Origin of the sequence: Paenibacillus chibensis (genome assembly GCF_004001045.1) — a bacterium.
In the GTDB taxonomy this organism is placed as follows: Bacteria; Bacillota; Bacilli; order Paenibacillales; family Paenibacillaceae; genus Paenibacillus_AQ; species Paenibacillus_AQ chibensis.
The window spans coordinates 93619-119935 of sequence record NZ_BIMK01000005.1 but is presented as its reverse complement, the minus strand read 5'-3'; the positions used below and the strand labels follow the sequence as shown (position 1 = coordinate 119935).

At 53.8% G+C, this 26317-nt stretch carries 21 protein-coding genes; 6 read left to right on the top strand and 15 right to left on the bottom strand.

Annotation, left to right across the window (positions count from 1 at the left end; all coding sequences use genetic code 11):
• Positions 1-92 precede the first annotated feature (92 nt).
• The 5 genes from PCH05_RS05555 to PCH05_RS05535 form a co-directional block, all read right to left on the bottom strand.
• Positions 93-1151: a GerAB/ArcD/ProY family transporter gene (locus PCH05_RS05555; RefSeq protein WP_127601367.1), complete on the bottom strand. Its 1059-nt coding sequence runs from the start codon at positions 1149-1151 to the stop codon at positions 93-95.
• Between the two features lie 39 nt (positions 1152-1190).
• Positions 1191-1406: a hypothetical protein gene (locus tag PCH05_RS05550; RefSeq protein ID WP_127601366.1), complete on the bottom strand. Its 216-nt coding sequence runs from the start codon at positions 1404-1406 to the stop codon at positions 1191-1193.
• Positions 1399-2592 carry a Ger(x)C family spore germination protein gene (locus PCH05_RS05545; RefSeq protein WP_127601365.1) on the bottom strand — a complete coding sequence of 398 codons (1194 nt, stop codon included), beginning with the start codon at positions 2590-2592 and terminating at the stop codon, positions 1399-1401. The genes PCH05_RS05550 and PCH05_RS05545 overlap by 8 nt, the downstream gene beginning before the upstream one ends.
• 6 nt (positions 2593-2598) lie before the next feature.
• Positions 2599-4206, bottom strand: a complete 1608-nt coding sequence (locus PCH05_RS05540) for a spore germination protein (protein WP_127601364.1) — start codon at positions 4204-4206, stop codon at positions 2599-2601.
• Positions 4207-4371: 165 nt separating this feature from the next.
• Complete coding sequence (locus PCH05_RS05535; protein ID WP_164766551.1) at positions 4372-6309, bottom strand: methyl-accepting chemotaxis protein; 1938 nt, start codon at positions 6307-6309, stop codon at positions 4372-4374.
• Between the two features lie 363 nt (positions 6310-6672).
• On the opposite strand from PCH05_RS05535, the gene PCH05_RS05530 reads away from it, so the two are divergent.
• On the top strand, positions 6673-7785 hold the full coding sequence (locus tag PCH05_RS05530; protein WP_246049374.1) for a GGDEF domain-containing protein: 1113 nt from the start codon (positions 6673-6675) through the stop codon (positions 7783-7785).
• Positions 7786-7864: 79 nt separating this feature from the next.
• Here PCH05_RS05530 and PCH05_RS05525 read toward each other — a convergent pair whose 3' ends face one another.
• Positions 7865-8278, bottom strand: coding sequence for a MerR family transcriptional regulator (locus PCH05_RS05525; RefSeq protein WP_127601361.1), 414 nt, complete (start codon positions 8276-8278; stop codon positions 7865-7867).
• 140 nt (positions 8279-8418) lie between these two features.
• Positions 8419-9357: an aldo/keto reductase family protein gene (locus tag PCH05_RS05520; RefSeq protein ID WP_127601527.1), complete on the bottom strand. Its 939-nt coding sequence runs from the start codon at positions 9355-9357 to the stop codon at positions 8419-8421.
• Positions 9358-9494: 137 nt separating this feature from the next.
• On the opposite strand from PCH05_RS05520, the gene PCH05_RS05515 reads away from it, so the two are divergent.
• The 3 genes from PCH05_RS05515 to PCH05_RS05505 all read left to right on the top strand — a co-directional run bounded on the left by PCH05_RS05515 (position 9495) and on the right by PCH05_RS05505 (position 12789).
• On the top strand, positions 9495-11042 hold the full coding sequence (locus tag PCH05_RS05515; protein ID WP_127601360.1) for an FAD-dependent oxidoreductase: 1548 nt from the start codon (positions 9495-9497) through the stop codon (positions 11040-11042).
• Positions 11043-11097: 55 nt separating this feature from the next.
• Positions 11098-11415 (top strand): antibiotic biosynthesis monooxygenase, encoded by a 318-nt coding sequence (locus PCH05_RS05510; RefSeq protein WP_127601359.1) that lies wholly within the window; start codon positions 11098-11100, stop codon positions 11413-11415.
• 156 nt (positions 11416-11571) lie between these two features.
• Entirely contained in the window at positions 11572-12789 is a 1218-nt protein-coding gene (locus PCH05_RS05505) for an NAD(P)/FAD-dependent oxidoreductase (RefSeq protein ID WP_127601358.1), read from the top strand.
• A gap of 99 nt (positions 12790-12888) precedes the next feature.
• On the opposite strand, the gene PCH05_RS05500 is transcribed toward PCH05_RS05505, so the two are convergent.
• From PCH05_RS05500 to PCH05_RS05490, 3 genes are all read right to left on the bottom strand, one after another.
• The gene (locus PCH05_RS05500) at positions 12889-13350 is read right to left on the bottom strand and encodes a hypothetical protein (protein WP_246049386.1); all 462 of its coding nucleotides are present in this window, start codon (positions 13348-13350) and stop codon (positions 12889-12891) included.
• A gap of 300 nt (positions 13351-13650) precedes the next feature.
• Positions 13651-14748 (bottom strand): nitric oxide synthase oxygenase, encoded by a 1098-nt coding sequence (locus PCH05_RS05495; protein WP_127601356.1) that lies wholly within the window; start codon positions 14746-14748, stop codon positions 13651-13653.
• 107 nt (positions 14749-14855) lie between these two features.
• On the bottom strand, positions 14856-17075 hold the full coding sequence (locus tag PCH05_RS05490) for an MMPL family transporter (RefSeq protein ID WP_127601355.1): 2220 nt from the start codon (positions 17073-17075) through the stop codon (positions 14856-14858).
• A gap of 280 nt (positions 17076-17355) precedes the next feature.
• On the opposite strand from PCH05_RS05490, the gene PCH05_RS05485 reads away from it, so the two are divergent.
• The gene (locus tag PCH05_RS05485) at positions 17356-18012 is read left to right on the top strand and encodes a TetR/AcrR family transcriptional regulator (RefSeq protein WP_164766550.1); all 657 of its coding nucleotides are present in this window, start codon (positions 17356-17358) and stop codon (positions 18010-18012) included.
• 24 nt (positions 18013-18036) lie between these two features.
• Here the strand turns inward: PCH05_RS05485 and PCH05_RS05480 are convergent, their stop codons facing one another.
• A complete protein-coding gene (locus PCH05_RS05480; RefSeq protein ID WP_164766549.1) occupies positions 18037-18975 on the bottom strand; it encodes a DNA-3-methyladenine glycosylase family protein in 939 nt (312 codons plus the stop codon).
• Positions 18976-19155: 180 nt separating this feature from the next.
• On the opposite strand from PCH05_RS05480, the gene PCH05_RS05475 reads away from it, so the two are divergent.
• Entirely contained in the window at positions 19156-19593 is a 438-nt protein-coding gene (locus PCH05_RS05475) for a ferritin-like domain-containing protein (RefSeq protein ID WP_218030509.1), read from the top strand.
• Between the two features lie 67 nt (positions 19594-19660).
• On the opposite strand, the gene PCH05_RS05470 is transcribed toward PCH05_RS05475, so the two are convergent.
• From PCH05_RS05470 to PCH05_RS05455, 4 genes are all read right to left on the bottom strand, one after another.
• A complete protein-coding gene (locus tag PCH05_RS05470) occupies positions 19661-21925 on the bottom strand; it encodes a 5'-nucleotidase C-terminal domain-containing protein (RefSeq protein WP_371860515.1) in 2265 nt (754 codons plus the stop codon).
• Between the two features lie 292 nt (positions 21926-22217).
• Complete coding sequence (locus PCH05_RS05465) at positions 22218-24098, bottom strand: ABC transporter ATP-binding protein (RefSeq protein WP_127601352.1); 1881 nt, start codon at positions 24096-24098, stop codon at positions 22218-22220.
• Positions 24095-25831 carry an ABC transporter ATP-binding protein gene (locus PCH05_RS05460; RefSeq protein WP_127601351.1) on the bottom strand — a complete coding sequence of 579 codons (1737 nt, stop codon included), beginning with the start codon at positions 25829-25831 and terminating at the stop codon, positions 24095-24097. Before PCH05_RS05460 ends, PCH05_RS05465 begins: the two co-directional genes overlap by 4 nt.
• Positions 25825-26313 (bottom strand): MarR family winged helix-turn-helix transcriptional regulator, encoded by a 489-nt coding sequence (locus PCH05_RS05455; RefSeq protein ID WP_127601350.1) that lies wholly within the window; start codon positions 26311-26313, stop codon positions 25825-25827. Before PCH05_RS05455 ends, PCH05_RS05460 begins: the two co-directional genes overlap by 7 nt.
• Positions 26314-26317: the final 4 nt, after the last annotated feature.

Sequence of the window (26317 nt, the reverse complement as noted above, 5' to 3'; positions counted from 1 at the left end):
GGGAGCCGTACCACGGATGGCCGCCCTTAAGCATATTGTATCATTTTCACGCCCCTTTTTCTAACGATACTTGCGGATAGGGCGCATTCTCTTTAAGCTTTGGCAGGCCGGTGAATCGCAAAAATGAGAAGCGGCAGCACGACGATGAAGAAAAGCGCAATGACCGTCCACTCCCGGTTGAACTGAAACAGCTCGATGGAATTTTGGTAAAACCAAAATGCGCAGCTATACGCAAACAGTCCAACCGGAGCGGCCATCATTTTTCCCGACACCGATGGAATGACGGATTTCAGGCCGTAGCAGACAATATAGAGACTGATGGCCATGTTCAGCAGCACCGCCGGATACCATAATGCAACCACGAACAGGTCGAACCGGTCCAGAAAATCCGTAATGCGGAGCTGGCGGACGAGTTCATACGACGGATACATCATTCTTCCGGCAACATGGACACCGAGCAGCAGGATCGTCATGAGAATCAAAATCGTCAATATGCCCAGCGAAATCAGCATGGCGTACAATCCGTATTTGTATTTGAAATCCTTGCTCGAGAAAATAAACGGGAGAATGATCATCTGGCCTATATAGGAGATGGAAAGCCACCCTCCTTCAGCTACGCCCTTCCACTGCACGAAAAAAAGCGGCTTGATCCACCCGAAGTCGAAATCCCGCAGAACGATGATCGGCATCAGAATCACGACGACGATCATTGTGGGACCGTACAGTTCGGTTATGCCGAGCAAGGTTCTTGCACCGCCTCTGGCAATGTAAATGACGGTTGCGGTAATGCAGAGCGAGATAATGAGGATCGGGGTGATGGGGAGCAAAACGACGTTCGTAAAATCTGCCATAATCCTTATGTCCCGTACCAGAATCATAAAGAAAAACAGCAAATACAAGGCCACGATCCCTTTTCCAATGAAAGGAAAACGGCTCGCTAGGGACTGGAACAGATCCTGGCCTGGAAAACGCATCGAGCTGCGCGTCAGAAAAAACAGCATGGCCAAGACGACGGCCGCAGCCAGAATATAGGACAAATAAGCGTGCTGATGAGCGGTATTGATGACCTGGCCCGGCATATTAACCATCGTAATATTGATCACATAGGTAACCCCAAGCAGCACGATTTGACGCGGAGTTATTTTTTGCACGCGAAAGCTTCTCCCTTCACCGGAATTGAGTCGGTTTTATTAAAAAGGCACAAGCGGTTTTAGCCAGTTTCCAAGCCAGACCGTAGCATAGACGACGTGCCTGAACTGAAGGCTGTACGTAAATATGGCCATCCCGCAAAGCAGGAAGAGATACGTAAACCAGCGGTTGACCTTCGGAAGGTTGCGAATCACCTTATGATCAATGGCCAGAATAATCACAGCGGCCACGATATAGATAAGCAGAATACTAATCATGCTTGATCTCCTTGTCCCTTCTGCCGAAAGGCTTGTCTACTACGGCCCCGATATTTTCGATATGCAGATTGGTGTCAATGACGACCTTGACGGTCGGGTAGATTTCATCCCAGCGCCCCTTGAACCTTTCCCATGCGCGCGGATTCTTCTGTTGAATAGCCCTTCCGAAGCCCAGGGTGTCGGAATGGTATTTCTCCTGCAGCAAACGCAGGCCCGAATGAATCTGCTTGATCATTTCCTTGCTTGCGTTCTGCTCCAGCAGGCTCATGTTTTTTTTCGCGCCCAGGCTGTAATCCGTGTTGTTTTCGATCACGGCCCCTTTGGCCAAAATACTTATGCGCATCGTGATCTGATCTCCGCGGATGATCGGCTTAAGTGCAGCCACGTTCTCCGTGAATTTGATCGTCACATAACCTTTGCCGTCAGGTCCGGACACCAGCATGTCGGGAGAGGTCGCCTGGTTCATCGCCAGATTAATCATTCTCACTTCCTGCCCCTTCAGTACGCCTACCATTCGGTCTCCTTTAAACAGAGCCAGACCGGTGATCTGGATGTTTTTCTTGTCATCTTTAAGCCCCTCGGGAACGGCCTCCTGCAGCGAGATATACGGAAGGGAAACATCGATGCCTTCGGACAGCAGGTCGTTGGCGAACAGCTTCAGATTGACGGGCCTTTTCGTGAACTGGTTCATCAGCTCGCGGATCATTTCGCTCGGAAACTGCTCCATGGGAGCCGAGGCGTCCATAATTTTATAAGCTGGCCCTTCGGTGACGGCAACCAGCGAAGAGAGCCGGTTCTGCGGTATCCGCGCGAACTGGTCCAGCATGGGGGCAACGTTTTCCCTGGCGAACTCCTCGCCGAGCAGCAGGGTCCTGCGGTGGGCAAACGACAGCTTCCTGGAGTTGCCTGCCTGCACCTCCATATTGGAATTACGGAGCGTGACCCCGGTTTTGGATTCCAAATAATAGGATTTGTTGCCAGCGGTTCCGCCGCCGCCGCCTTCGCTTCCGCTCCCGCCCAGATTGCCCGGAAGGGCGATTTGAAGGGTGCTGCGGTATAAATTCTTCTCCTTATCCACGCAAGAACCGATGACGAATGCCACGTCATTGATTTCGGTGCGGTCCCAGCAGCCGGAGAGCCCCGCGGAAGAACACAGCAGCAAGCTTGCGATAAGGATTTTTTTCACGCCAGATCACCATACCTTGTTTGAATTGGGTTTGCCGTTGATATCCGGCTTTTCGCGTTCCCTGTTTTCCTTCGACAGCCAGGAAGGGCGTTTGCCCATTTTCCACCAGGGAGCGCGTACGAAAATATCCTTTTGATCCGAGCCATGGTACGGGCTGACGCCCGACATGTAGGGAACGCCGAGCGAGGTCAGCTGCGTGACATGCACCAGAATCCAGGTAATACCCAGAATAATGCCGAACAAGCCCAGGACGCCCGCTAGCAGCATAAGCGGAAAGCGCAGCAGCCGGACCGTAATCGCAAGATTAAAGTGCGGAATCGTAAACGAGGCAATCCCCGTCATCGACACGATGATGACCATCGGGGCCGATACGATTCCGGCCTGAACGGCCGCCTGCCCGATCACAAGCGCCCCCAGAATGCTCACTGCCTGGCCGACGGTTTTCGGCAGCCTGATCCCCGCTTCGCGCAGGGCCTCAAAGGATATTTCCATCATCATGGCTTCCACCAGCGCGGGGAACGGAATGGCCTCCCTCGCCGCCGCGATGCTGAGGACAAGTGTGGTCGGGAGCATGTCCTGATGATATGTCGTACCGGCAATATATAACGCCGGCAAAAACAGCGCGATAAACAGAAAAATATACCGGATCCAGCGAATGAAATTCGTGAAGAAGAACCGCTCGTAGTAATCTTCCGTTGCCTGCATTAACTGAAAGAAGGTAACCGGCACGATCAACACGAACGGGGTGCCGTCCACGAACACCGCGCATCGACCTTCCAGCAGCTGCGCTGCTACGCTGTCCGGGCGTTCTGTGTACATCATCTGCGGAAACGGCGAATATGGATCATCCTCGATCAATTCCTCGATATAACCGGATTCCAATACGCCGTCGATTTTGATATCCTTCAGACGCTTCTTCAAATCCTCGATCACTTTGGGATCGGCGAGCCCTTCCATATAGGAAATGACGACATCCGTTTTGGTGTCGGTTCCAAGCACCATGCTGTACATCTTGAGATTGGGGGTTTTGATCTTGAAACGCAGCAGCGCCGTGTTGATGCGGAGCGTCTCGGTAAAGCCCTCGCGCGGACCGCGGATGACCGATTCGGTCTCCGGCTCCTGCACAGGTCGGCGGATACCGCCCTTGATATTGAAGAGATGAACTTCGCTGAGTCCATCCACGAAGACCGCCACGCTGGAATTGAGAATCCCCTCCACGACATCGATCCACTGATCGGCCGTCATCACCTGCGACAAGGATACCCTCGTATTTTCGAGCGGCTCCAATTCCGATGGTTCGACCCGCTCCACCGGAACGGCACTCATCATACGAACGTAAGCTTCCACCATCGGCTCGAGCATATGCGATTCCAGTTCAGGCGAGAAAACAATTCCTTCGACGTATACCAAGTAAGCCTGAATGTCCGGAGCAATCTCAATCTTACGGTAGATCATATCCGAGCAGTCTTTGAATATCGATTTCAGGGTCTGGATGTTCTGATCCAGGCTTTTCTGCACGGACAGCTTCTCCCAAGGAGGGGAGGGAAGCCCGAGCGGGATGCCCGATGGCAAGGCCCCTGCCGATCTGCCGGAGCCCAATCTGCTTTTGCCCATTTTTTCATCACCTCTATGCCGCCCAGCGTCCAGGGCCTGGAATGTTTACGCCATAGCTTGTGCCAAAAATGGGTAAATTATGTGAATGCTGCTGATAACTTAAAAAAAACAGCAGCGCCTTGTTGGCGCTGCTGTTGTCCGGTATATACCGGGGCTAAAAACGTTTTATGAAATTTTAAACCTCGCAACCAGCTCCTCCAGCTGCTCGGAAAGACGGCTTAAATGCTCGGCCGAGGACGCGATTTCTTCGATCGAAGCCAGCTGCTCCTGGGCCGAAGCCGATACGGACTGCGTATTGTCCGCCGCGATTTCCGAAATGCTCTGAATATGGCGGATGGATTCCGTTGCGCTTTCCCCGTTGCGCGCCAGCTCCCGCGAAGCCTCGGCTGCGGATTCGATGCGGGCAGCCGCTCCCTCCACGGCTTTGCGGATGCGGGTAAAGGATTTACCCGTGACATCCGCGGCCTGGATCCCTTCGGATACCCGGCCTTTGGCATCATCCATTGCGGCAAGCACGCGCTGCATCTCCGTGCGCATGCCCTCCACCAGCTCGTCAATGCGCTTCGCCGAATGGCCCGACTGCTCGGCCAGTTTGCGAACTTCGACGGCAACCACGGCAAACCCTTTGCCATGCTCTCCGGCACGGGCCGCTTCGATCGAAGCATTCAGCGCCAGCAGATTGGTCTGCTTGGATATATCGGCTATCATGGTCACGATCCCGCCAATTTGTGCGGTGCGTTCATTCATATGGGATACAACGTCGTCCAGGTCGCTGACCGTATTGTGAATGCCCTGGATTTTGTCGGTGACGTCCACGACGGCGGCGTGCCCCTCTTCCGCAGATGCGGAAGTGCGGGACATTTTGGCTGAGGCATCGTCCATATGACTGCGGATGCTCTCGGATTGGGTGGACATGACATCCATGCTCTCCATGCTTTTCTCCACGCTGCGAAGCTGCTGCTCGCTTCCGACCGCGACCTCCTGAATCGCCTCGGTCACGCTTTCGATCGCCCGCGTGGTTTGATCGGCACCGGTCGAGAGGCCCTTGGCCGACATGCTGACCTGTGCCGTAATTTCCTGCACATGGACGATCATCGTTCTCAGGTTGTCCACCATCACCTGGAAATGGCGGCTCAGATTGCCGATTTCATCCCTGCTTGTGGTATCAATATTTTCCGTCAAATCGCCCTGGCTGATCCGCTCCGTCGCTTTGGTCAGCTTCGTGATCGGTTGGATGATCGAGCGGATATTGAGGTAGATAATGACAAGCGCCGCCAGGATGGAAATCATCATGACGATCATGACCGACTTACGGATGTTCGCAGCCGATGCCTCAATCTCCTTCTCATACATCGAGCCAGCAATTTTCCAGCCCGTCAGTTTATTGGTCGTAAAGGCCATCCGCTTGCTCTCTTTTTCAAATATGTATGAAAATTGTCCCTCAGCGCTGGCATACAGCGGCTTAAGATAGTCGCCCTCCGCCTTCTGACCCGTATATTTCGGATGAACCACGTAGTTTTTGGCCTGGTCCGTGATGAAAATATAACCTTGCTCCCCCAGCTTCATATTGGTCAGCGTCCGGATGTTATCCAGATTCAGCTCGATCGAAAGGACGCCGTTGCCTGACGGAGCCGCCTGCGAAATGGACACCGCCATTTTCCCGTTCGCTGCCTTGAATACCGGCGATATCGTCGGCGTCTTGCCCTGCTTCAGCGCGCGTACATACCAATCCTGTTTCGTTACGTCATACTGCTGAGGCAATGGATCCTCGGATGCGCGTATAAAAGAGCCGCCGTCTACGCCCAATATGGCATCCTTGACATCTTTATGAAGCTCCATATACTGCCTTAGCTGCAGCTTCAATTCCCCCCCCTTGCTCATCGGGTCCTGTATTGCACGTTCAACGAACGGCTGGCTCAGCAGGTATGCAAGATCATCTATTTTGGCCTGGATGTTCTGGGTAATGATGTTGTCCGCCGATTTCGTGCTTTCAAGCGCACTATTCATCATATCGTCCGCATTCGCTTTCTTGGCCGATTGATAGGACAAAATGCCGATCATGAAGCTTGGAACGAGCAAAACGATAAGATACGTAACTAACAATTTCCTTTTGATGGTGAAAGATAATCGTTTCACAATGGCATTTTCCTTCCTGCATAGTTATTTTGGTTCACGCTACCAAAAAATCATACCATGGACACCGTTTTTTTTGGGTACTTATTCATATTATATCGGAATTTTCTCACAATTTTTTTCAACTAATATCCATTTCCCTTAAATTATTCTATCATCATCCATTTCTTAGGCATAGAGGCCTAAGCTTTGAAAAACTGCTTTCTTTCTTCAAAATCCGATGAAAATTTCACTTGAAAGCTAACATATCTCTCTCAAATCCGCTAATATAAGAAGCAGAATGCAAGATATTGGGTTGGAGGGTATCTGAAAGGCATGCTGAACAGTTTCTTCGTGAACATTTGTATCTTTGTGACATTTCTATTCTTTTCGGGTGTCCTCTCCAAAAAATACGTCATCGGCTCCCGGCCCTTGACCATGCCGGTCAAGGTCAATTCGGGACTGCTGTTCGGCCTGTACGGCATCATCCTGATGAATTACAGCTTCCCGGTCGGACCGCATGTCATTGCCGATATGCGCCATCTTACGGTGGTCGTGGTCGGCGTTTACATGGGATGGCTGCCTGCTCTTCTATGCGGCGTCGTGATTGGCATCGGCCGGATCGCTTTGTACGGATGGTCTTCCGCCGCTCTGATCGCATGCGTAGCGATGCTGGTGGTTGGCGTGTTGTGCGCCTACTTGTCCACCTTCCCGTGGTCACGGCTCACGAAAATGAACGTGATGAATGCAGCCTGCATGCTCGTTATTTTCATCACGCTCAGCCTGAATCTGGAGAACATGGAAACCGTGATGCGTTATTATCCGACCCAGCTGGTGATCTCGGTGATTGCCTGCCTGTTTCTATATCTCATTACGGAACATATCGATTCGTCCAACATGCTCTTTGCCCAGCTTGAGAAACGGGCCTCCACCGACCATTTGACCCAGCTCAATAATTTGCGGCAGTTCGAATGGTCCTTGCAGCATGAATGGGCGGGGGCACAGCTGCACGGACAGGAGCTGTCCCTGCTCGTTATTGACATCGACCATTTCAAGCTTGTGAATGACACGTATGGACATGCCGCAGGCGACGAGGTTCTGCGCGGTCTCGGACAAATCCTGCTCGAGCAGGCCCGTCCTCCCGCAATCGTGTCCCGAAACGGCGGGGAGGAATTCACCGTGCTGCTGCCCGGCTGCTCCTCTGTCCTGGCTGCCGCCACAGCCGAACGAATCCGTAAAGCCGTACAAGCCCATATATTCAAACTGCCTTCCCTCCAAAAAAAGCTGCGTATTACCGTCTCGATCGGTGTCGCAACGTATCCCCATGACACCGGCATCGCGGAGAGCGGCAGCACGCTTGTGGAACAAGCCGACAAGGCGCTGTACCATGCGAAGAACAGCGGACGCAACAAAGTATGCGCTGCCTCGCAATCGTTACATTCCGCGCCCCTTCCTGCAGAAAAGTGAAAACTATAGAACCGTCCATCCATCCATGAACACATTAAAAAGGGACAGCCCGCTTGACCCGGGGCTGTCCCTTCTGTAGTTAATCCATCGCTTTGTTAATCCGTCCGCTGAGACTGGCCAATTCTTCCCTGACCTTCTTCATTTCCGCGATTTTGTAATCCACAAGCTCCAGCTGCTTGTTCACGGCTTCCGCCATATGCGTAAGCTCCGCTTGACGCAGCGAATCGTCCATGGAAGAGGATGCGTTGCTGCGGTGCTTTATGACCTGATCATGAATTTGCAGGAACTCCTGAATTTCCTGTAGGGAAAAGCCAAGAACCTTCTTGGCAAGAATAATATTTTTCAGCTGCTCTACGTCTTCCTCGGTGTATAGCCGGATGCCGCCGTCGGATCGCTCGGGCGATTTCATGAGACCGATTTCCTCGTAATACCGGATTGAACGCTTCGTTAATCCGGTCTCTTTGGCCACATCGTCTATCTTAAGCCATGCCATGCCTGTCTCCCCCTAAAATGAAAGGTATAGCTTAAGTATAGCTTTCCCTGCCGCGTAACGCCAATGCAATTCCCTGTTCATCCGTTACGGCAAAAAGCCGCCCGGTTTCCCGGGCGGCTTATTTCTCAGTTCATTTCATTTTATGAAAGAATGCGTTCGATCCGCTCCAGCACATCTGCTGTCAGCGTGACTTCCGAAGCCTGCACGTTCTCGGTCACTTGTTCTGGACGGCTGGCGCCGACCAAGGCGCTGGCTACGTTAGGCTGGCGCAAAATCCAGGCCAGCGCCAGCTGGCTCATCTTGATGCCGAGCTCATTGGCAATGACGCTGAGCTCCTGCACCTTCATGATCTTCTCTTCGCTGATCTGGTCTTCCTTCCAGTTCAGCTTGGCGGCGCGGCTGCCCTCAGGCGCTTGTCCGACTGTACTGTACTTCCCGGTCAGCAAGCCTTGGGCGAGTGGGGAGTAAACAACCTGGCTTATTCCTTTTTCCACGCCAAGGGGAATGATTTCTGCCTCGATATGGCGGTTGAACATGTTGTAAACCGGCTGATTCACCACGATCCGGTCCAGCAGGTAGCGGTCGGCTGTACCCAGTGCCGCTTCCATCTGCGCCGCTGTCCACATGCTCACGCCTATGTATAAGACCTTGCCCTGACGTACCAGGTCATCGAGCGCGCGCAGCGTTTCCTCGATCGGCGTCTCCGGATGGTACCGATGGCAGTAATACAAATCAATATAATCATGCCCGAGCCGCTTCAAGCTCGCGTGACACTGCTCCATAATATGCTTGCGCGATAATCCCATGTCATTGGGGCCGTCCCCCATTTTGCCGAATACTTTGGTTGCCAGCACGTAAGACTCGCGCGGATAGGCTTTAAGCGTTTTTCCCAGAAGCTCCTCCGCCGCCCCGCGTTCATATACGTTCGCCGTGTCGAAGAAGTTGATCCCTTGATCATAGGCTGTCTGTATGGCCTTGACCGCATTGTCCTGCTCCACATAACCCCCGTAGGTCAACCAGCTGCCAAGACTGATTTCACTTACCTTCAGTCCGCTCTTGCCAAGTCTCCGATATTTCATAGTCACAGGCAAAGCCTCCTCGTTAGAATATTCTTCCTCCATTATTGTAAACAACGGAGAGATACAAGAAAAGGCTTCGTTTCTTTTTGGTTCGAAGTGGTAATAAATGAAAGTGAATACGACGAGGAGGATATGCCATGCAACAACCTGATTCCGTTTCCCGGCATTTGCCGCAGTATCCCGAATCCTTATGGAGAGTATCCACCGAGCTCCCATCCTTTCCGCCGCTGACCGAGGACATTGAGGTGGACGCCGCGATCGTCGGTGCCGGCATCGCAGGCATCACGACTGCTTACCTGCTGTCGCGTCAAGGCTGCAAGGTAGCATTGCTTGAGGCGGGAAGCATCCTGAACGGTACGACCGGACATACCACCGCCAAAATTTCCGCCCAGCATGGGCTGCTGTATGATGAGCTGCTGAACCATTTTGGCGAGGAAAAAACGCAAATGTACCATCAAGCCAACCGCGAGGCTATGGCTTTTATTCAAAAAACAGTGAACGACCTGAACATCGATTGCGACCTTAAACCGGAAAGCGCTTATTTGTACATGGAGACCGAGGATGAGCTGCAGAAGCTACAGAAGGAATTCGATGCCTACATCAAGCTTGGCATTCCCGGGCAGTGGAGGGATAAGCTACCGATCCCGCTGCATGTCAGCGGGGCCATCGAAATGCCGGACCAGGCGCAGTTCCATCCGCTCCATTACCTGAAGCCGCTGGTGAATGAGATCATTAAGGCCGGCGGGAGAATATTTGAGCATACGACCATCACCACGCTGGAAAAAGAAGGCCCGTTTACGCTAACTACCTACCGGGGCAAGCATAAGGTGCGCTGCAGCCATGTCGTGTCGGCTTCCCATTTCCCGTTCTATGACGGGGGCGGCCTGTACTTCACCCGGCTTCATGCCGAGCGTTCCTACGTGGTCGCTTTCCAGCCGGAAACCGCTTTTGCCGGCGGTACGTACCTCAGCGCAGACGAGCCGAAGCGTTCGCTCCGGACGGCTTCGTGGAACGGTCAGGAGCTGGTGCTCGCCGGAGGGGAGAATCATAAAACCGGACAAAGCCTATGCACGCATAACCATTACGAGGAGCTGGAAAGCTTCGGCGCGAAGCTGTTCGGTATCCGAAACATTCCCTTCCGCTGGTCTGCACAGGACCTCGTCACACTCGACAAAGTACCGTATATCGGACAGATCACGTCGGGAGACGAGGGCATCTACGTGGCAACCGGCTTCAATAAGTGGGGGATGACCCAAGGTACCTTGTCGGGCATGATCCTCTCGGATCAGATTCTGGGCAAGGATAATGCCTACACGCCGCTTTACACGCCGTCCCGCTTCAAGGCTGACCCGTCGGTCAAAACCTTCGTCGTTCAGAACGCCGACGTCGCCAAGCATTTTGTTGCGGGCAAGGTTGGCTTGACGCATCGGAGCGCCGAGGATCTGAAGCCCGACGAGGGCGCCGTCATCACGCATGACGGCAAACGGGCCGGCGGCTATAAAGACGCGCAGGGCAATCTCTACCTGGTGGACACCACCTGCACGCATCTGGGCTGCGAGTGCGAATGGAATGAAGCCGAGCGCACATGGGATTGCCCTTGCCACGGTTCCCGCTTCAATTATGAAGGCTCCGTCATTGAAGGCCCGGCAACCGAGCCGCTTGAGAAACTGGATCGAGACGCGTAGACTTGAGGGGTATGGTATTATCATCCACACTCAACCAAGCGGAGGCGATGCAGCAATGATCGTAATTACGAATACGATTCGGGTCAAGGAGGGCTTCGGCAAGGCGATGTCCGAACGGTTCGCCCATGCCCAAAGCGTCAAGGAAATGCCCGGGTTCGTACGTATGGAAGTATGGCTCGGCAAAAGCAAGGAAGGTGAAGGTGAGGAACTGAAGGTATCCACGGTATGGCAGGATGAAGCCTCCTTCCGGAACTGGACCTCCAGCGAATCTTTCCGCGAATCCCATCGCGGACAAGGCGGCAATGACGCCATTCTCGGTTCGTCGCTGAATCAGTATGAACTGGTCGTCAGCCCGCTGAACGAAGCCGAGTAAGGACCACCTCCTGCATGTTAGAAAAGCGCTCCGTCCCGCCAACATCTTGTGCGGGCGGGGCGTTTTTGCTTAACGCTTGGACCCCGGCTGTATGATCCGTCCTGTGATGGAACATAATAGTGTTCGATCTTATTGCCATGAAGGAGGCGTATTACGATGGACTTGCAAAGCGGCAAATTTTACTGGCCCACGACGCTGGAACAGGCGCCCGTCTATTCTCCCTTGTCCGAAGATACGGCCTGCGACGTTCTGATTGTCGGCGCCGGCAGTTCCGGGGCGCAGTGCGCCTCGGTTCTCGCGGAGCGGGGTGTGAATGTGCTGGTTGTCGACAAAAGGCAGCCAGGTAGCGGCAGCACGGCCACCAATACCGCGCTCATCCAGTATGCCGGCGAGAAAACCTTCGTACAGCTGGCCCATACGTTCGGAGAAGAGCGGACTGTCCGCCACCTCAAGCTCTGTGAGGCGGCTATCAACCAAATGGAAGCCATCAGCGCCAAGCTCCCCGTCAATCCGGATTTTACCCGGCGGGACAGCCTCTATTATGCAAGTTATCCGGAGGATGTCCATAAGCTGGAGCAAGAACTCTCGCTTTTGCAAAAGTACGGCTTTCAGGCCTTGCTGCTGAACGAGGAGCATATCGCCGCCCGCTACCCGTTTCGCAAGCCGGCAGCCCTCTACTATAACAATGATGCGGAGATCAATCCGTTTAAGTTCACGATCGGCATGCTGGAGAAAGCGCGTGGCGACGGAGCCCGCATTCATGCCGAAACCGAAATTACCGGCAAAACGTTCGAGAACGGCAAAGCGGTTTTTTACACCCAAAGCCGCCAACGGATCGAAGCGAAGCATGTCATTTTCGCCGCCGGATATGAGAATTTGGAGGTCAAACGGGACAAAAACGCCGTCCTCTCCTCCTCATACGCCGTTATTACGAAGCCCGTAGCCGATTTCCGAACCTGGTACAAACGCACCCTCATATGGGAATCGGCCCGTCCTTACATTTACATGCGTACGACCGCAGACGATCGTGTAATCATCGGTGGCCTCGACAAGGACACCCCGTACGCGGATGTCCGCGATTCAAAGGTGATTCACAATCAAGAGAAGCTGCTGGGTGAATTCCGCAAGCTGTTCCCGGACATTCCGGTGGAAGCCGAGTACTACTTGGGAGCCTTCTACGGGGGAACCCATGACGGTCTGCCGATGATTGGCATGTATGAGGAATATCCCGGCTGTTACTTCCTGATGGGATATGGCGATAACGGGATGGTGTACAGCATGGTGCTGGCTGAAATCATCGCGGATATGATTACAACGGGCCGCAGCAAGGATGCGGAGCTGTACCTGCAAACCCGGCCTGTGCCCATCCACTGATGCTCATAGAAGTGATGACATATTCAAAAAAGGATAGCCGGGCCGCGCTCGATTCGCGCACTGCCATGCTATCCTTTTCATGTATGAAAATCAGTTCAATTACGCCGTATAAGCTGCAGCAGCCGCTTCCTCCACCTGCATCCGGTAAGCCAGAAGCGATTCGTCTATCACGGTGCTGAAAAAGGCGGCATCCACCTCCGGAACCAAAGCGAGCGCATAGTTCCAGGCATTCTCTTCAATCTGCAGGGCGACTCGGGTCCGTCTCTCTCCGCTGACCGAAGCATCCTCCAGCTCTTCGCAGAGTCGCTGCAGCTCAGCATCGGCCGCATGGCCGAGCTCATGGGCCAGCACCACCGTGAAATAATCCTCTTCCCGCTCCAATGTTCCGAACATTTGCAGGCACTGCTCCTGGATCACTTCTGTATACATTGTGACGGATTTGGAGTTCATTCCGTATTTGCCGCCGATCAAACGTCCATCTCCAAAACGCGGTTCCAATCCAACTGTAATATCAAGTCCTGAACGCTGCAGGAGCCGGTCTACGACTTGGTTCCATTTCATTTTCTCCAACGCTGTTTCTTGGTCTCCTCTGCATCCAAATTCTATTGCTATATAAATTGAAAAAAGATAGCGGAAAGAATAACGTGCATTTCTTACCGTTGATCCATGTATATTGCAAGAAAGAAAGACAAGCATTTCTTACAATTAATCCACTATACGAGTATACGAGGAATTTGCAAAAATGCAACAAGACAGCAAGCAATTTCCATTCCGGCCTTAAATCTGCTTCCAAGATTCGTTGGAGCATCGGTCGGCTCGGAATGGGCATGCTCCAGATGATGTCGAATGACCCGCGCAGCTTCAGCCCTCGCCCCTTCTGAAGAAGTTCGGATACAGCACCGTATTATCGTACGATTGGTGAAAAATATGCGTCGTGGCCGGAGATACGGGAGGAATAAGCCAGTTCCAGTATCCGGTCAGCGGTCGCCCGCACTTGGCTTCCTTCTGTTCAAACAGCTGGAACTGCGCCGCAGCCGTATGATGATCCACCATGCTGACGCCTGCCCGCTTGTAGGAATGCAGCACCGCAACGTTCATTTCCACCACCGCACGGTCGCGCCAGAGAGAGGTTTCGCTTGCCGTGGACAAGCCCATCAACTCAGCCACGCGCGGCAGGGCATTGTAACGGTTCGTGTCAGCCAAATTCCGGGCGCCGATCTCCGTCGCCATATACCAGCCGTTGAAGGGAGCTGCCGTATAGCGAATGCCGCCGATGATCATGTCCATGTCCGAAATAATCGGCACCGCATACCAGCGCAAGCCAAGATGGCCAAAGGCCGGATAATCCGGATGCGTCAGCGGCACTTCAAGCACCAGCTCGTCCGGGATCGGCAGGAGCAGCGGCTCCTCCTCTCCCGACTCGATCACCAGCGGCAGCACGTCAAAATGCGTGCCTTCCCCGCGCCATCCCATCTGCATGCAATCCTTCGTGAACAGCACGGAAGCGGGATCGCCGACGATCCCGCTCTCCGTCTCATAGCCGGCATACCGGATTACCTGGTGATTGCGGATGCGCACTCCTCTGCTCATCGGGCCATCCGGCTTGAACACCGAGAGGGTCGGAATAATTTTGCCGCCGTTGGTCGCTTGTTCAATATGCGTTAGCAGCGCCGCGTAAATGTCCTCCGGCCGATCCAGGTGCCGCCGGTCAAGCACCACCATGGAATCCCAGAACAAGCGCCCGATGCAGCGGTTGCTGTTGCGCCACGCCATTTTCGCCCCGTGCTCCAGTTCCTCGAAGGTATGCTCATACGTTCCGGTTGCGTTAATTTCTTGGCGGACTGCCGCCAGGCGGTCATGCAGTTCCCGCTCCGTTTTCTCGAGTTCAGCATAACAAATGCTTATATATTCTTCCGCCTTCTGCTGCAGCAGTAGACTGCTATGTTCTATCATGTCCATCACCTCATCTATGCTGTGAAGCTATAACATCATCGTATTGTAATATTATAGCCATAAAATGAGGTGCCGGGCTGCATCAAACTTGATATCTTCGTGAACCCTTCCTCCTAGGCCTCCCTACGGACTGCCCCTTCCTTCACTTCGGCATGCTTCGATGGCCAGAAAGCGAACCGGCCGAGCAGCGTCGTGATCGCCGGCACCAGAAACGGACGCACGATGAAGGTATCCAGCAGAACGCCTACCGCAGTGATAATCCCGAACTGCACCAGCACTTGAATCGGCAGTGATGCCAGCACCGCAAAGGTTCCGGCCAGAATCAGGCCCGCCGATGTAATCACGGAGCTGGTCTCCCCGACGCCTTCCTTGATCGCCTGCTTGAGCGGCATTTCCTTGCGTTTCTTCCAGATGCTCGAGATCATGAAGATGTTATAGTCCTCTCCCAATGCGACCAGGAACACGAAGGAATACAGCGGAATCGCGCCTTGAATCGCATCGGCTCCAAGTCCGTAATGGATGATAATCCAGCCGAGCCCAAGCGCCGAGAAGTAAGACAAGATCACCGTGAGCACCAGATAGACGGTGGCCGTGATTGAGCGCAAATACAGCAGAAGCAGCAGCGTAATCATGCCGATGACGACGGGAATGATCACCATCGTGTCCCGGTCACCGGTTTCCCGCGTATCATATTGGGTAGCCGTTTGACCGCTAATCCATACCTTCTCGGCAGGGGAAGCAATTCCCGCCTCTTTGAGCGATTGCTCGGCAGTGGCGCGCAGCTGTGGAATAAGATCAATAGCCTCACTCGAGTAAGGATTCATCTTCAGCTCAATATCGTAGGCAAGGATGTTTGCGTTTTTCTCGCCCGCTTGCGGCTTGGAGACTTCATTGACAGAAGGAAGCTCAGCCAGCTTCGCTCCCAGCACATCCTGGCCTCCCGTATCCACCATCAGCTTGACGGGCGCAAGCTCACCCGGAGAAAATTGTTTGCCGATCGTGTCATATCCCTCTCGCGACGCCATGTCTTTCGGGAAGGACGACATAATATCATAGGTAAACTTCACCTGGCTCGAAAAAGAAGCGAGACCGCCAAGCACCACCAGCGTCACAATAACAATCAGCCACGGCTTGGTCACGACCCATTTGCCAACGAAGCTTTCTTTTTTACGGCGATGCGTATGTGCCTTCTTGCCTTTGCGGCGGGCACGTTCCTCTTCCATCTCCGGCGTGCGCGGAATGAACGGAAAGAAGGAGATCCGGCCGAAAATCGCCAGCAGCGCGGGAACCAGCGTCAAGCTCGCGATCACCATCACCAGGATCGAGACGCTGAACGGAATTGCAAAGCGGTGATATGCACCGTATTTGGCGAGCAGCAGCGCAAGCAGCGACAGCACGACCGTAAATCCGCTCATCGCGATGGCGCCCGAGGTTTCGGTAATGGCCCGCAGCAATGCCTTGCCCTTGCTCTCCTCCGCCTGCAGCAGGTGACGGAAATGGGACACGAGGAACAGGCAGTAGTCCGTCCCCGCCCCGAACAGCAGCACGGTCATGATCGAAACAGCCTGTGAATCCACGGTAATCCAGCCTTTGCTGGCCATGAGCCCGAGCAGCGGGCTGATCGCTCCATAAGCGAAACCGACGGCGACAAGGGGAATCAGCGCTAGAATCGGCGAACGGTAAATGAGCAGCAGAATGACCAATACGAGAACGACGGTAGCCATCAGCAGCTTAAAGTCCGCATTCTTAAACAATCCAACCGCATCGATGGAAATGCCGACCGGTCCCGTTACACGGGCGCTGATTTCTCCGGCGGCGTTCTGCTTCACCGCGAACGGATCCGCCCCGAATTCCTTGGCAGCCTGCTCCTTCAGCTTCTCCACGCCTTCTTTCAACTGGTCGCTATCCGCGTCATTCTTGAAAAGAACCGGCGTAACCAGCGTGCTTTGATCCTTGGACAGCTGGGCTTTGAGCGCCTGAGCCGGCATCTTGTCAAACGGCGGGACGCTGTCCTGGTAAGGTAGCGGACTGCTGCCCCAATCGCCGAAGAGCTTCTGCACATGCTGCACATCCTCATCCTTCATTCCGCCGTCGCGGTGCCATACGAGCAGCGCCGGTATGCTGGAACCGCCGCTGAACTGCTCCGCTGCCACTTGCTCGGCTTGAACGGACGGCGTGTCTTCATTCAGGTCGGCGGCGTTATTCTGAACCTCTTTGTTCACCATAGGCCACAGCGCGCTAAGAACTCCCACGACAATAATCCAGACCGCCAGCGTGATCCACTTGCTGCGCTTTCCAGCCACAAAACGTCCAAATCCTGATTCCTGCTGCATGATTCTCCTCCTCACCCTTTGCCCGGGTGTACATGGTATAGTATATGTATTGCCTTGAAGTATAAAAATCAGAAGGTATAATCCGCCTTCATGCGGTTTATAATAATTATATATACCGGAAGGTTAATTATCAAACAAGTTTTTTTGAAAATTTCTAGAACGAATGAAAGAAAGCTTGGTCTGAAATAGATATACTTGTTAAGGCATGGATTTATACTTGTTACGACATGGATTTCAGTGCAATAAACTTTCGTTCGATCTATACAGTGGAGGAGTAAACATGAATTTTTCCCAGCATGGGCCCAAACTGAAGCGCCCTCCAGGCCGGCCTAAACGGCAGGAGCAGGAAGGCACAACCAACCAGTATATTCTGAAAACCGCTTCCGACCTGTTTATGGAGTTTGGTTATGAACCGGTATCCCTTCAACAAATCGCTAAGGTGTGCGGTGTGACCAAGGCATCCATATACTATCACTTCGAAAATAAAGCACAGCTGTTTACCGCGGCCGTCTCTGCCATGATGGACAAGGCAAAAACCTCGTCGCAGCAAATCATGCAGCAGCAGGGCATGCCCTTGTACGACCGTCTCGTCATGCTGGCCGAACGAAAGCTGCGCTTTCCGCACGGCGATTTTGAGACTATTTTGCGCGAAGCTTCCGATTCGCTGTCCAAGGAGCAGATGGAAAGCATCCGCCGTAGCGAGGAAAGCATCCATCATGTGTTGACCGTCAGCTTTACGGAGGCGATCGAAAAGGGAGAAGTGCGGCCGCTGCATCCGCTGCTGATGGCGCACACGCTCGCGTCGATGCTGATGCTCGGCAACCGGGAGGTCGCCAAGGAGTTCGCTCCTTCTCCGACGGAGCTGGCTCATGACATCATCGATATGTTCTGGAACGGCGTCGGACTCAGCCGTGAATCACGCACCGACGAGGCGTGAGGACATGCCGGGTGATACGGTGCCCTACTTCTTTTTAGGCGCAGCGGCGGCCTTTTTCTGCAGCTTCCATTCATCCAGCCATGCCCACAAGTAGTAGGCCGCATAGCTGCGCCAAGGCGACCAGCCGCTGCTGATGGCGAGCATCTCCGGCGAGGAGGGCTGGCTACCCATGCCCCATAGCTGCTTCATCGCGTTTTTGAGGCCGATGTCATCGGCCGGGAAGAAGTCGGTCCGGCCAACGCCGAACAGCAGGAAGCATTCAATGGTCCACTTGCCGATACCGCGGATCGGGAGCAGCTTCTCAAAGATAAGCGCGTCGTCCAAGGCAGGCAATGCGTACAAATCCAGCGTTCCTTCATCCACGAGCCGTGACAGACCGATGACATATTCCGCCTTGCGGCGGCTGAACTGCAGCTCCATCAGCTCTTCAGGCTCCAGGCGAGCCAAAGCCCCCGGCTCCGGGAAGCTGTAAATGACGGAGTCCTTCACCTGGAACGGAGAACCGTACCGCTCCGTAATCCGGCTGACCAGGGCGGCGGCAAAGCTCAGGTTCATCTGCTGCCCAATGATGGTGCGCACCAGGTTCTGATAAAGATTCGGCTCCAGCAAAATTTTCATTCCGTAAAGCTCCGGCAGAATCGTACCGAGCACCGGTTCATCCCCCAGCTGCCTGTAGAAAGGAATCAAATCCACGTGATTGGAGAGCATGCGGCTGATAAAAGCGACGGCTTCCTCCTGCTCTATGTCCGAACAAGCCTCCAAAAACTCAATTTCCGCAACCTGTCCTTTCCTGCTGTGAACAAGCGTGACGGTCACCGGCATTTTGCGCGTACCGGCCGGCACGACCTTGGAAAACACCGGCTCCTCCGAATGCGCATGAACCAGCAGCGGGTTCTGGCTTCTTACCGATCTCATCACCAGCTTCGCATTGAAGGGCTCGCGCAGAGATATGATTTTTTTCATCAGACAACCTCCCGTTTTCAAGACTTTCAAACCCTGATATGATCCGCCGTATGTGATGTACTTCATAACTTATCCTACACCTTCCCGCTTGGCAAGCCCGGCCTGCCTTGTCACCCTTTTCTCCTCCAAAGCATAGGGTATAGCAGCCCAATTTCAGAAGAAGAAGGAGGAGGCTATCACTTGATTCCACACGGATTATATTTCCGCCCGGCGACGAATCCCGATGCAGCCTTGGCCGAAGACCTTATCAAATCCATTGATGGGGAATACAGCGCAGTCATTTGTTATGAACAGCTGGCAAAGCTCGCACCCACCGAACAAGCCAAGAAGCGTATTTTGGAGATTCGCGAGGATGAGCAGAAGCATCTGCAGTTTTTCATGAATGTATACACGCATCTGACGGGGCAGACCCATCAACCCGTACAAACGGAAACTTGCCCCAAGGAGTACAAAGCCGGTCTGGAGTCTTCGTTCATGGATGAACAAGCTACGGTGGATTTCTATTTGAGCTTGTCTGACCGGGCGCAGGACCCTTACCTGAAAAGCCAGCTCCGGCGCATCGCCATGGATGAGCAGAATCATGCCGTCTGGTTCCTGTACCTGATGAGCCACCGCTAACGGCATAACGAAAAAGAGGCTCACCCTTAAAGGGCAGCCTCTTTTTCTGGTCTCTATGAAATGCAGCTTATGGCAGCATCGTTACATATTTTCCGTAAACAAATGCCGTTCTGCCTTGATAAACGACCTTCAGCCAGCCGTATGGTGCGGTGCCCGTCACTTCCAGAACCGTTCCTTTCGGAGCGGCTGCAATCACTTTGGATGCCGATGAGGCGCCGGTACGCACGTTCAGATAGTCCGCCGTAATTTTTGCTTGTTTTACAGCCGGTTTGGTAGGAACGGGATGAGCCGGAGTGACAGGCTTGGCAGGAGTCGGCTTGTCAGTCTCAGGTTTGGCAGGCGTTTCCGGTTTGGTAGCTTCCGGTTTGGCTGCCGCTTTGACCGCCGCATTCAGCTTGTGGTACAGCTCGCCGGTTGTTTTCGCATCCGCAAGGAGCGAAGCATCCACGCCCGCTTTTTCAGCCAGCTTGGCAGCGTCTTCCGCCTTGACCGGATCCAGAATGTTGATGGAAGCGATGTTGGTGTACTTGCCATCTTCCGTCGTTGGTACGGTCAAAATGCCTGCGTTCATCAGGTCCACCACGTCTGCGCGTTCCTTGGAAGCGGTGTCCACGCCGATGATTTTCCAGTTATCCTGGATCTTCGGCTCGTATTTGCCTTTCATGACGTCCTTCAGGTACGCGATCGCACGGTTGCGGATCGTTCCGCCGGTTTCACCGAAGGCGCTTTCCGCCTTGGATGTCCACAGCTTCTCGAAATTGCGGCCTTCCAGCGCGCCGCCTTTTGCGACAAGGGCATCCATACGGTACGAGTTCATGCCCAATGTGAGCGTTTCGTTCATTTGGATCGGCGTGCCGTCCATATGGCGCAGGTTGGTAATGCGGCTGCCGTACGGCTTGGACAGATCGATTTCGTATTTCACGCCGCCGAAGAAATCATCGGTGCTGTATTTGGAGGATCTGCGTTTCGGGTCAAAGCTGACGGTCACGTCGCCCGGACGGGTGCTGTTAAAGTACCCTGCCGACCATTCCATGTAATCCTTCAGATCTTTGCCGGTCACTTTATAGTTGGTAATTTCGCCAAGCGCAAACTGATAGTTGTAGGCGATGTCTTTTTTGCGTATCGGGCCTACGTCCAGCTTGGCTTTGTCATTGTCGATCTGATGCGCGACCACGTCAGCCTTGCTGTAATACAGCATGACTTCACTGAAGAAATCGGACAACAGCGTTTCCTGGATTTGCACGGCCGGGATGCCGTTAATCTCGCTAGCAGGAACCAAATTGTTTTTGCCTGTCAGCTCGCCGACGACGATGTTGGCATCTTTCCGGGCAAATTCATGGTACGGCAGAAGCTCCTTTTCCAGATCCGGATCGGAAACGGCCGGTGTGCCGTCCGCGCCTTTTACCGGGATGGCGGTAGCCACTTTATCCTTCAGCACCATTTTGCCGTCCTGCTTCACGAACGTCAGGTCAATGCGGGACACATGCGTGCCGTACTTGTCCGGCTCCCCGATCAGAACGCCGTTTACGGTTTCGCTCTTCACGAGCTTGTGCATATGTCCGGCAAAAATCGCGGTCAGCTGCGGTACTTCCTTCGCGATGTCGGACACGCCGGTCCCTGGCAGCGAGTTTTCGTTGTCCAGACCCATATGCATCAGGCCGATCATCACGTCGGCTTTGCCTTCAAGTTCTTTGACGGCCTTTTTCGTTTCATCGACCGGATTTTTAACAACAAGACCCTTCAGATGATCGGTATCCTTCTCGAAATCGGTAATGAGCGGCGTAGTCATCCCGATGATGCCAACCTTGATTCCGCCCTTTTCCACGATTTTGGTGGCAGGAAGAAACCGCTCCCCGTTCTCTTTGTACACATTCCCCGCCAGCTTGGTGGAGTTGAACTGGCCCGTCACTTTATTGAAGGTGTCGATGCCGAAGTTGAACTCGTGGTTGCCCATCGCCCAGGCATCGTAACCCATTTCGTTCATCGCAACCATCATCGGCGATTTCGGCTGGTCATTGAACAGCTCGGCAGAGTTGTCCTGAATTACGTCTCCCGCATCCAGCAGAATGGTGTTCGGATTCTCGGCACGGACCTGCTTAATCAGCGTATACAGCTGCGTAAAGCTCCCGTTCGTGTTAGCCGTGTCCATGGCGTAGTCCCATGGCATAAACCGGCCGTGCACGTCGGAAGTGGCCAGAAGTGTGATATGCGTTTCCTGATCGTCTGCGGCTTTGACGCTAGCCGGCTGGAAGGTCAACGCTCCGGATACCGTCAATGCGGCGGCCAGAGCCATTCCCGTCAGCCTCTTGAAGCTGCCCTTCATCTTCATCATGTCATTACTTTCCCCTTATAAATAAAATATATATCCTTTTTTTGGAAGATGGTAACGCTGTCAACTCTTTTCCAAAAAGCTATTGTAATCTAAATTATTCCATCCGTAAACATGTAGATGTAATTTGCCTTGCGATATCAGGTTGGCTTAGCTTCGGATTTCATGCTCTCTGGATTCATAAAAAAGGACGCCGGTCCCGGGTTACGGGTGGCGTCCTTGCTTTCTTTACTGCGATATCAATTGCAATATGGAATAATTTTTTTCGTTCGACAGCCGCCTAGGCTCAAGTCCCTTAACCCGCTTCCTGAGCACCTCCGCCCGTGAACTGGCTGTTGTACAGATCGGCGTAGAAGCCGTTCTCCGCCAGCAGCTCTTCATGGGTCCCTTGCTCGATCACGCTGCCGTTGTTCATGACAAGGATCAAGTCGGCATCGCGGATGGTGGAAAGGCGGTGGGCGATAACAAAGCTGGTCCGGCCCTTCATGAGATCGTTCATGGCTCTCTGGATGTAGACCTCGGTCCGTGTATCAACGCTGCTGGTCGCTTCATCCAGGATGAGGATCGACGGATCAGCCAAAATGGCACGCGCGATCGTGAGCAGCTGCTTCTGACCCTGCGAAATGTTGGAGGCTTCTTCGTTCAGCACGGTTTCATAACCGTCCGGCAGGGTGCGGATGAAGTGATCCGCATGCGCGGCTTTGGCCGCCTGAATGACTTCCTCTTCCGTTACGCCGCTGCGGCCGTAGGCGATATTCTCCTTAATGGTGCCGTTGAAGAGCCATGTATCCTGAAGCACCATGCCGAAAATGCTGCGCAAATTGCTCCGCTTCATTTCGGTGATATTTACGCCATCGATCGTGATGGCCCCGTCGTTCAGCTCGTAGAACCGCATGAGCAGGTTGATGAGCGTCGTTTTCCCGGCGCCCGTCGGTCCGACGATCGCGATCGTCTGGCCTGGCTGCACGTTGATGTTCATGTCTTCGATCAGAGGCTCATCCTCTTTGTATCCGAACTTCACATGCTCGAAGCGGACAGCGCCCTTAGGATCTTCAAGCACGACCGGCTCAAGCGCTTCTGGAACCTCTTCCTTCTCATCCAGCAGCTCGAAAACGCGCTCAGCCGAAGCAATCGTGGACTGGATGATGTTGGCGATGTTCGCCGTTTGCATGATCGGCTGCGTGAACTGTCTGGCATATTGAATGAACGCCTGCACGTCCCCGATGGTAATCGTCTTATTCGTGACGAAAATACCGCCGACCACGCACACCAGCACATATCCGATGTTGCCGATAAACGACATCATCGGCATGATGATGCCGGAGATGAACTGGGCTCTCCAGCCCGAGTGGTACAGCTTGTCGTTAATCTCGTTGAACGCTGCCATCGATTCATCCTCGCGTCCGAACGCCTTCACGATTTTATGTCCGGTATACATCTCCTCCACGTGCCCGTTGAGCTGGCCCAGCGAACGCTGCTGGCCCATAAAATGCTTCTGGGAACGGGAAGCGATCATCCGGATCGCGATAAAGCTGAGCGGCAGCGTCACGATCAGGATCAGCGTCATCCAGGGACTGATCGTCAGCATCATGACGATGACGCCCACGAGCGTCACGACAGACGTAATGAGCTGCGTCAAGCTCTGCTGCAGCGTCGTGCTGATGTTATCCACATCATTGGTCGCGCGGCTGAGAATTTCGCCATGGGTCTTCGAATCGAAATATTTCAGCGGTAGCCGTGACAGCTTGCTGTTGATCTGGTCGCGCATATCGTACACGACTCGCTGGGCAACCCCCGCCATCAGATACTGCTGAAAATAGCTGAACAGCGCGCTGAAGAGATATAGGCCGATCAGGATCAGCAAAATTTCCGATATATAATGGAAATCAATCGACGCGCCCGGCACTCCCTTGGCCTTAGCCATGATGCCTTCAAACAGCTTGGTCGTCGCTTTTCCGAGAATTTTCGGGCTCACGATGCTGAACACCGTGCTGAGGATGGCCATCAGGAAAATGACGGCAAGCGTCACCCGGCGCGGCCGCAAATAACCAAGAAGCCGTTTTAACGAGCCTTTGAAATCCTTCGCCTTTTCGGCCGGCATCATTTGCCCGGGATGCCCGCCCGGATGGCGCGGACCCGCCGGACGGCTGCCGGGATGCTTTCTTCCTTCACTCATGCGATCTCCTCCTCTGACAGCTGCGAGGATACAATCTCGCGGTATACGTCGCAGGTATCCATCAGCTCGCGGTGCTTGCCGATGCCGGCAATCCGTCCTTCATCCAGAACGATGATCCGGTCGGCGTCCATAACGGTGCTGGCCCGCTGCGCCACCAGCAGAACCGTCGCGTCAGCGGTTACTTCCTTCAGCGCGGACCGGAGCTTCGCGTCCGTCTTGAAGTCCAGCGCTGAGAAGCTGTCGTCAAATACGTAGATTTCCGGCTTTCTCACAAGCGCCCGCGCGATGGACAGACGCTGCTTCTGACCGCCGGACACATTGCTGCCGCCCTGCGAAATTTCGGACTGGAAGCCGTCCTTCATCTTGGTGATGAATTCGGTGGCCTGCGCAATATCTGCCGCCTTTCGCAGCTCCTCGTCGGTCGCGTCCGTCTTGCCGTATCGCAGGTTGTCGGCAATCGTTCCGGTGAACAGGACGGCTTTCTGCGGCACAAAGCCGATTTTGGCGCGCAGCTCTTCCTGCGTCATCTCCTTCACGTTCTGCCCGTCGACGATCACGCTGCCGCTGTCTACATCATAGAAGCGCGGAATCAGGCTGAGCAGCGTCGATTTGCCGGAACCGGTGCCGCCAATGATCGCTGTCGTTTCGCCCGGCGCGGCGCTGAACGAAATATGGTGAATGGCCGGCTGCTCGGCGCCCGGGTAGCTGAACGTGACATCCCGGAATTCCAGATAACCCCGCTGCTGCGAGACCGGTGCCGATGTTCCGGTGCGTTCCGGATCAAGGATCTGCGGCTCCATCTCCAGCACTTCGTTAATACGGGTAGCCGAAGCGGATGCGCGCGGCACCATAACGAAGATCATGGATACCATGATCAGCGAGAACATGATCTGCATCGCGTACTGGATGAAGGCCATCAAGTCGCCGACCTGCATATGTCCGTGACTGATCCGGATCCCGCCGAAATAGACGATGGCGATGGTGGAGAAGTTCATGACCAGCATCATGATCGGCATCATTGCCGCCATGATTTTGTTGACCTTGACCGCCGTTTGCGTAAGGTCAAAGTTCGCTTCATTAAAACGCTTCTGTTCGTGCTCGATGCGGTTAAAGGAACGGATGACGCGGATGCCCGTGAGGTTTTCCCGAAGCACGCGGTTCAGCTTATCCAGTCTGACCTGCATCGCCTTGAACAGCGGTATGCCCTTGCCGGCAATGATGGCGATGGCGCCTGCCAGCACCGGAACAACGACGACGATGACCAGAGACAGCTTCGCGTCCTTGGACACCGCCATGATGATGCCACCGATACACATCATCGGCGCGCTGATCATCATCCGCAGAATCATCGTCAGCACCTGCTGCATCTGAGTGATATCATTCGTCGTCCGGGTAATCAGCGAGGCGGTTCCCAGCTTGTCGAACTCCTGCAGCGAGAAGTTCTGGACATGGTGAAACACGCGGCTGCGAAGATTTTTGCCGAACCCTCCGGCCACTTTCGCCGATAAATAACTGGCCCCGATGGAACAGATCGCACCGCCCAGGGCGACCAGCAGCATGAAGCCGCCGATTTTCCAGATATAAGGGATATCTCCGTTCACAATGCCTTTATCCACAATATCGGACATGAGCGTAGGCAGATATAAGTCCGACATCGATTGGAAAAAGACCAGTAAAAATACAAACAGAATCGGAAGCTTAAAAGGCTTCAACGTCCGAAACAGTTTCAGCATGGTTCGATCGCTCCTCCTGCAGATGACTCAGCTTGGGATTCATAATAGGTGTACGCTTTGGTTAACAATTCAGCCAGCTGGTTGCCCTCCTCTTCCCCTAAGTACTCAATCAGTCCGGCGAAAGATTCCATCGTAGATTCGATCGCCTTCTCCACGACGGCCTCTCCTTCGTCCGTCAGACTGATCCGAACCGCACGGCGGTCCAGCTCATCCATGGTGCGCTCGATCCATCCCTTCTTCTCCATCGTCTTGATGAGCTGGGTCACGGTTGGAGAGGTGACGCGCAAAATATGACTGATTTCCGAAACCATCAGCCCGGTTGTACCTGTTTTCACATTCTTTTTTATGCTGAACAACAGCCCCAGCTCGCTCATCTTGATGCCCACGATTTTCCGCTGCCGGAATTCCGCCTTGTTAAAGCGCATGGTGGCCTGCATAAGCTTCAGAGCCGACGCGTTTTCGACCGATGCATAATCACTCATTTCA

Excerpts from the sequence above, each read along its gene's own strand:
- PCH05_RS05485 (WP_164766550.1), top strand. The coding sequence starts at position 17,356 with ATGAATTTTTCCCAGCATGGGCCCAAACTGAAGCGCCCTCCAGGCCGG.
- PCH05_RS05480 (WP_164766549.1), bottom strand. The coding sequence starts at position 18,975 with ATGAAAAAAATCATATCTCTGCGCGAGCCCTTCAATGCGAAGCTGGTG.
- PCH05_RS05540 (WP_127601364.1), bottom strand. The coding sequence starts at position 4,206 with ATGGGCAAAAGCAGATTGGGCTCCGGCAGATCGGCAGGGGCCTTGCCA.
- PCH05_RS05465 (WP_127601352.1), bottom strand. The coding sequence starts at position 24,098 with ATGAGTGAAGGAAGAAAGCATCCCGGCAGCCGTCCGGCGGGTCCGCGC.
- PCH05_RS05490 (WP_127601355.1), bottom strand. The coding sequence starts at position 17,075 with ATGCAGCAGGAATCAGGATTTGGACGTTTTGTGGCTGGAAAGCGCAGC.
- PCH05_RS05460 (WP_127601351.1), bottom strand. The coding sequence starts at position 25,831 with ATGCTGAAACTGTTTCGGACGTTGAAGCCTTTTAAGCTTCCGATTCTG.
- PCH05_RS05525 (WP_127601361.1), bottom strand. The coding sequence starts at position 8,278 with ATGGCATGGCTTAAGATAGACGATGTGGCCAAAGAGACCGGATTAACG.
- PCH05_RS05455 (WP_127601350.1), bottom strand. The coding sequence starts at position 26,313 with ATGAGTGATTATGCATCGGTCGAAAACGCGTCGGCTCTGAAGCTTATG.
- PCH05_RS05505 (WP_127601358.1), top strand. The coding sequence starts at position 11,572 with ATGGACTTGCAAAGCGGCAAATTTTACTGGCCCACGACGCTGGAACAG.
- PCH05_RS05500 (WP_246049386.1), bottom strand. The coding sequence starts at position 13,350 with ATGAAATGGAACCAAGTCGTAGACCGGCTCCTGCAGCGTTCAGGACTT.
- PCH05_RS05515 (WP_127601360.1), top strand. The coding sequence starts at position 9,495 with ATGCAACAACCTGATTCCGTTTCCCGGCATTTGCCGCAGTATCCCGAA.
- PCH05_RS05550 (WP_127601366.1), bottom strand. The coding sequence starts at position 1,406 with ATGATTAGTATTCTGCTTATCTATATCGTGGCCGCTGTGATTATTCTG.
- PCH05_RS05520 (WP_127601527.1), bottom strand. The coding sequence starts at position 9,357 with ATGAAATATCGGAGACTTGGCAAGAGCGGACTGAAGGTAAGTGAAATC.
- PCH05_RS05495 (WP_127601356.1), bottom strand. The coding sequence starts at position 14,748 with ATGGACATGATAGAACATAGCAGTCTACTGCTGCAGCAGAAGGCGGAA.
- PCH05_RS05510 (WP_127601359.1), top strand. The coding sequence starts at position 11,098 with ATGATCGTAATTACGAATACGATTCGGGTCAAGGAGGGCTTCGGCAAG.
- PCH05_RS05470 (WP_371860515.1), bottom strand. The coding sequence starts at position 21,925 with ATGATGAAGATGAAGGGCAGCTTCAAGAGGCTGACGGGAATGGCTCTG.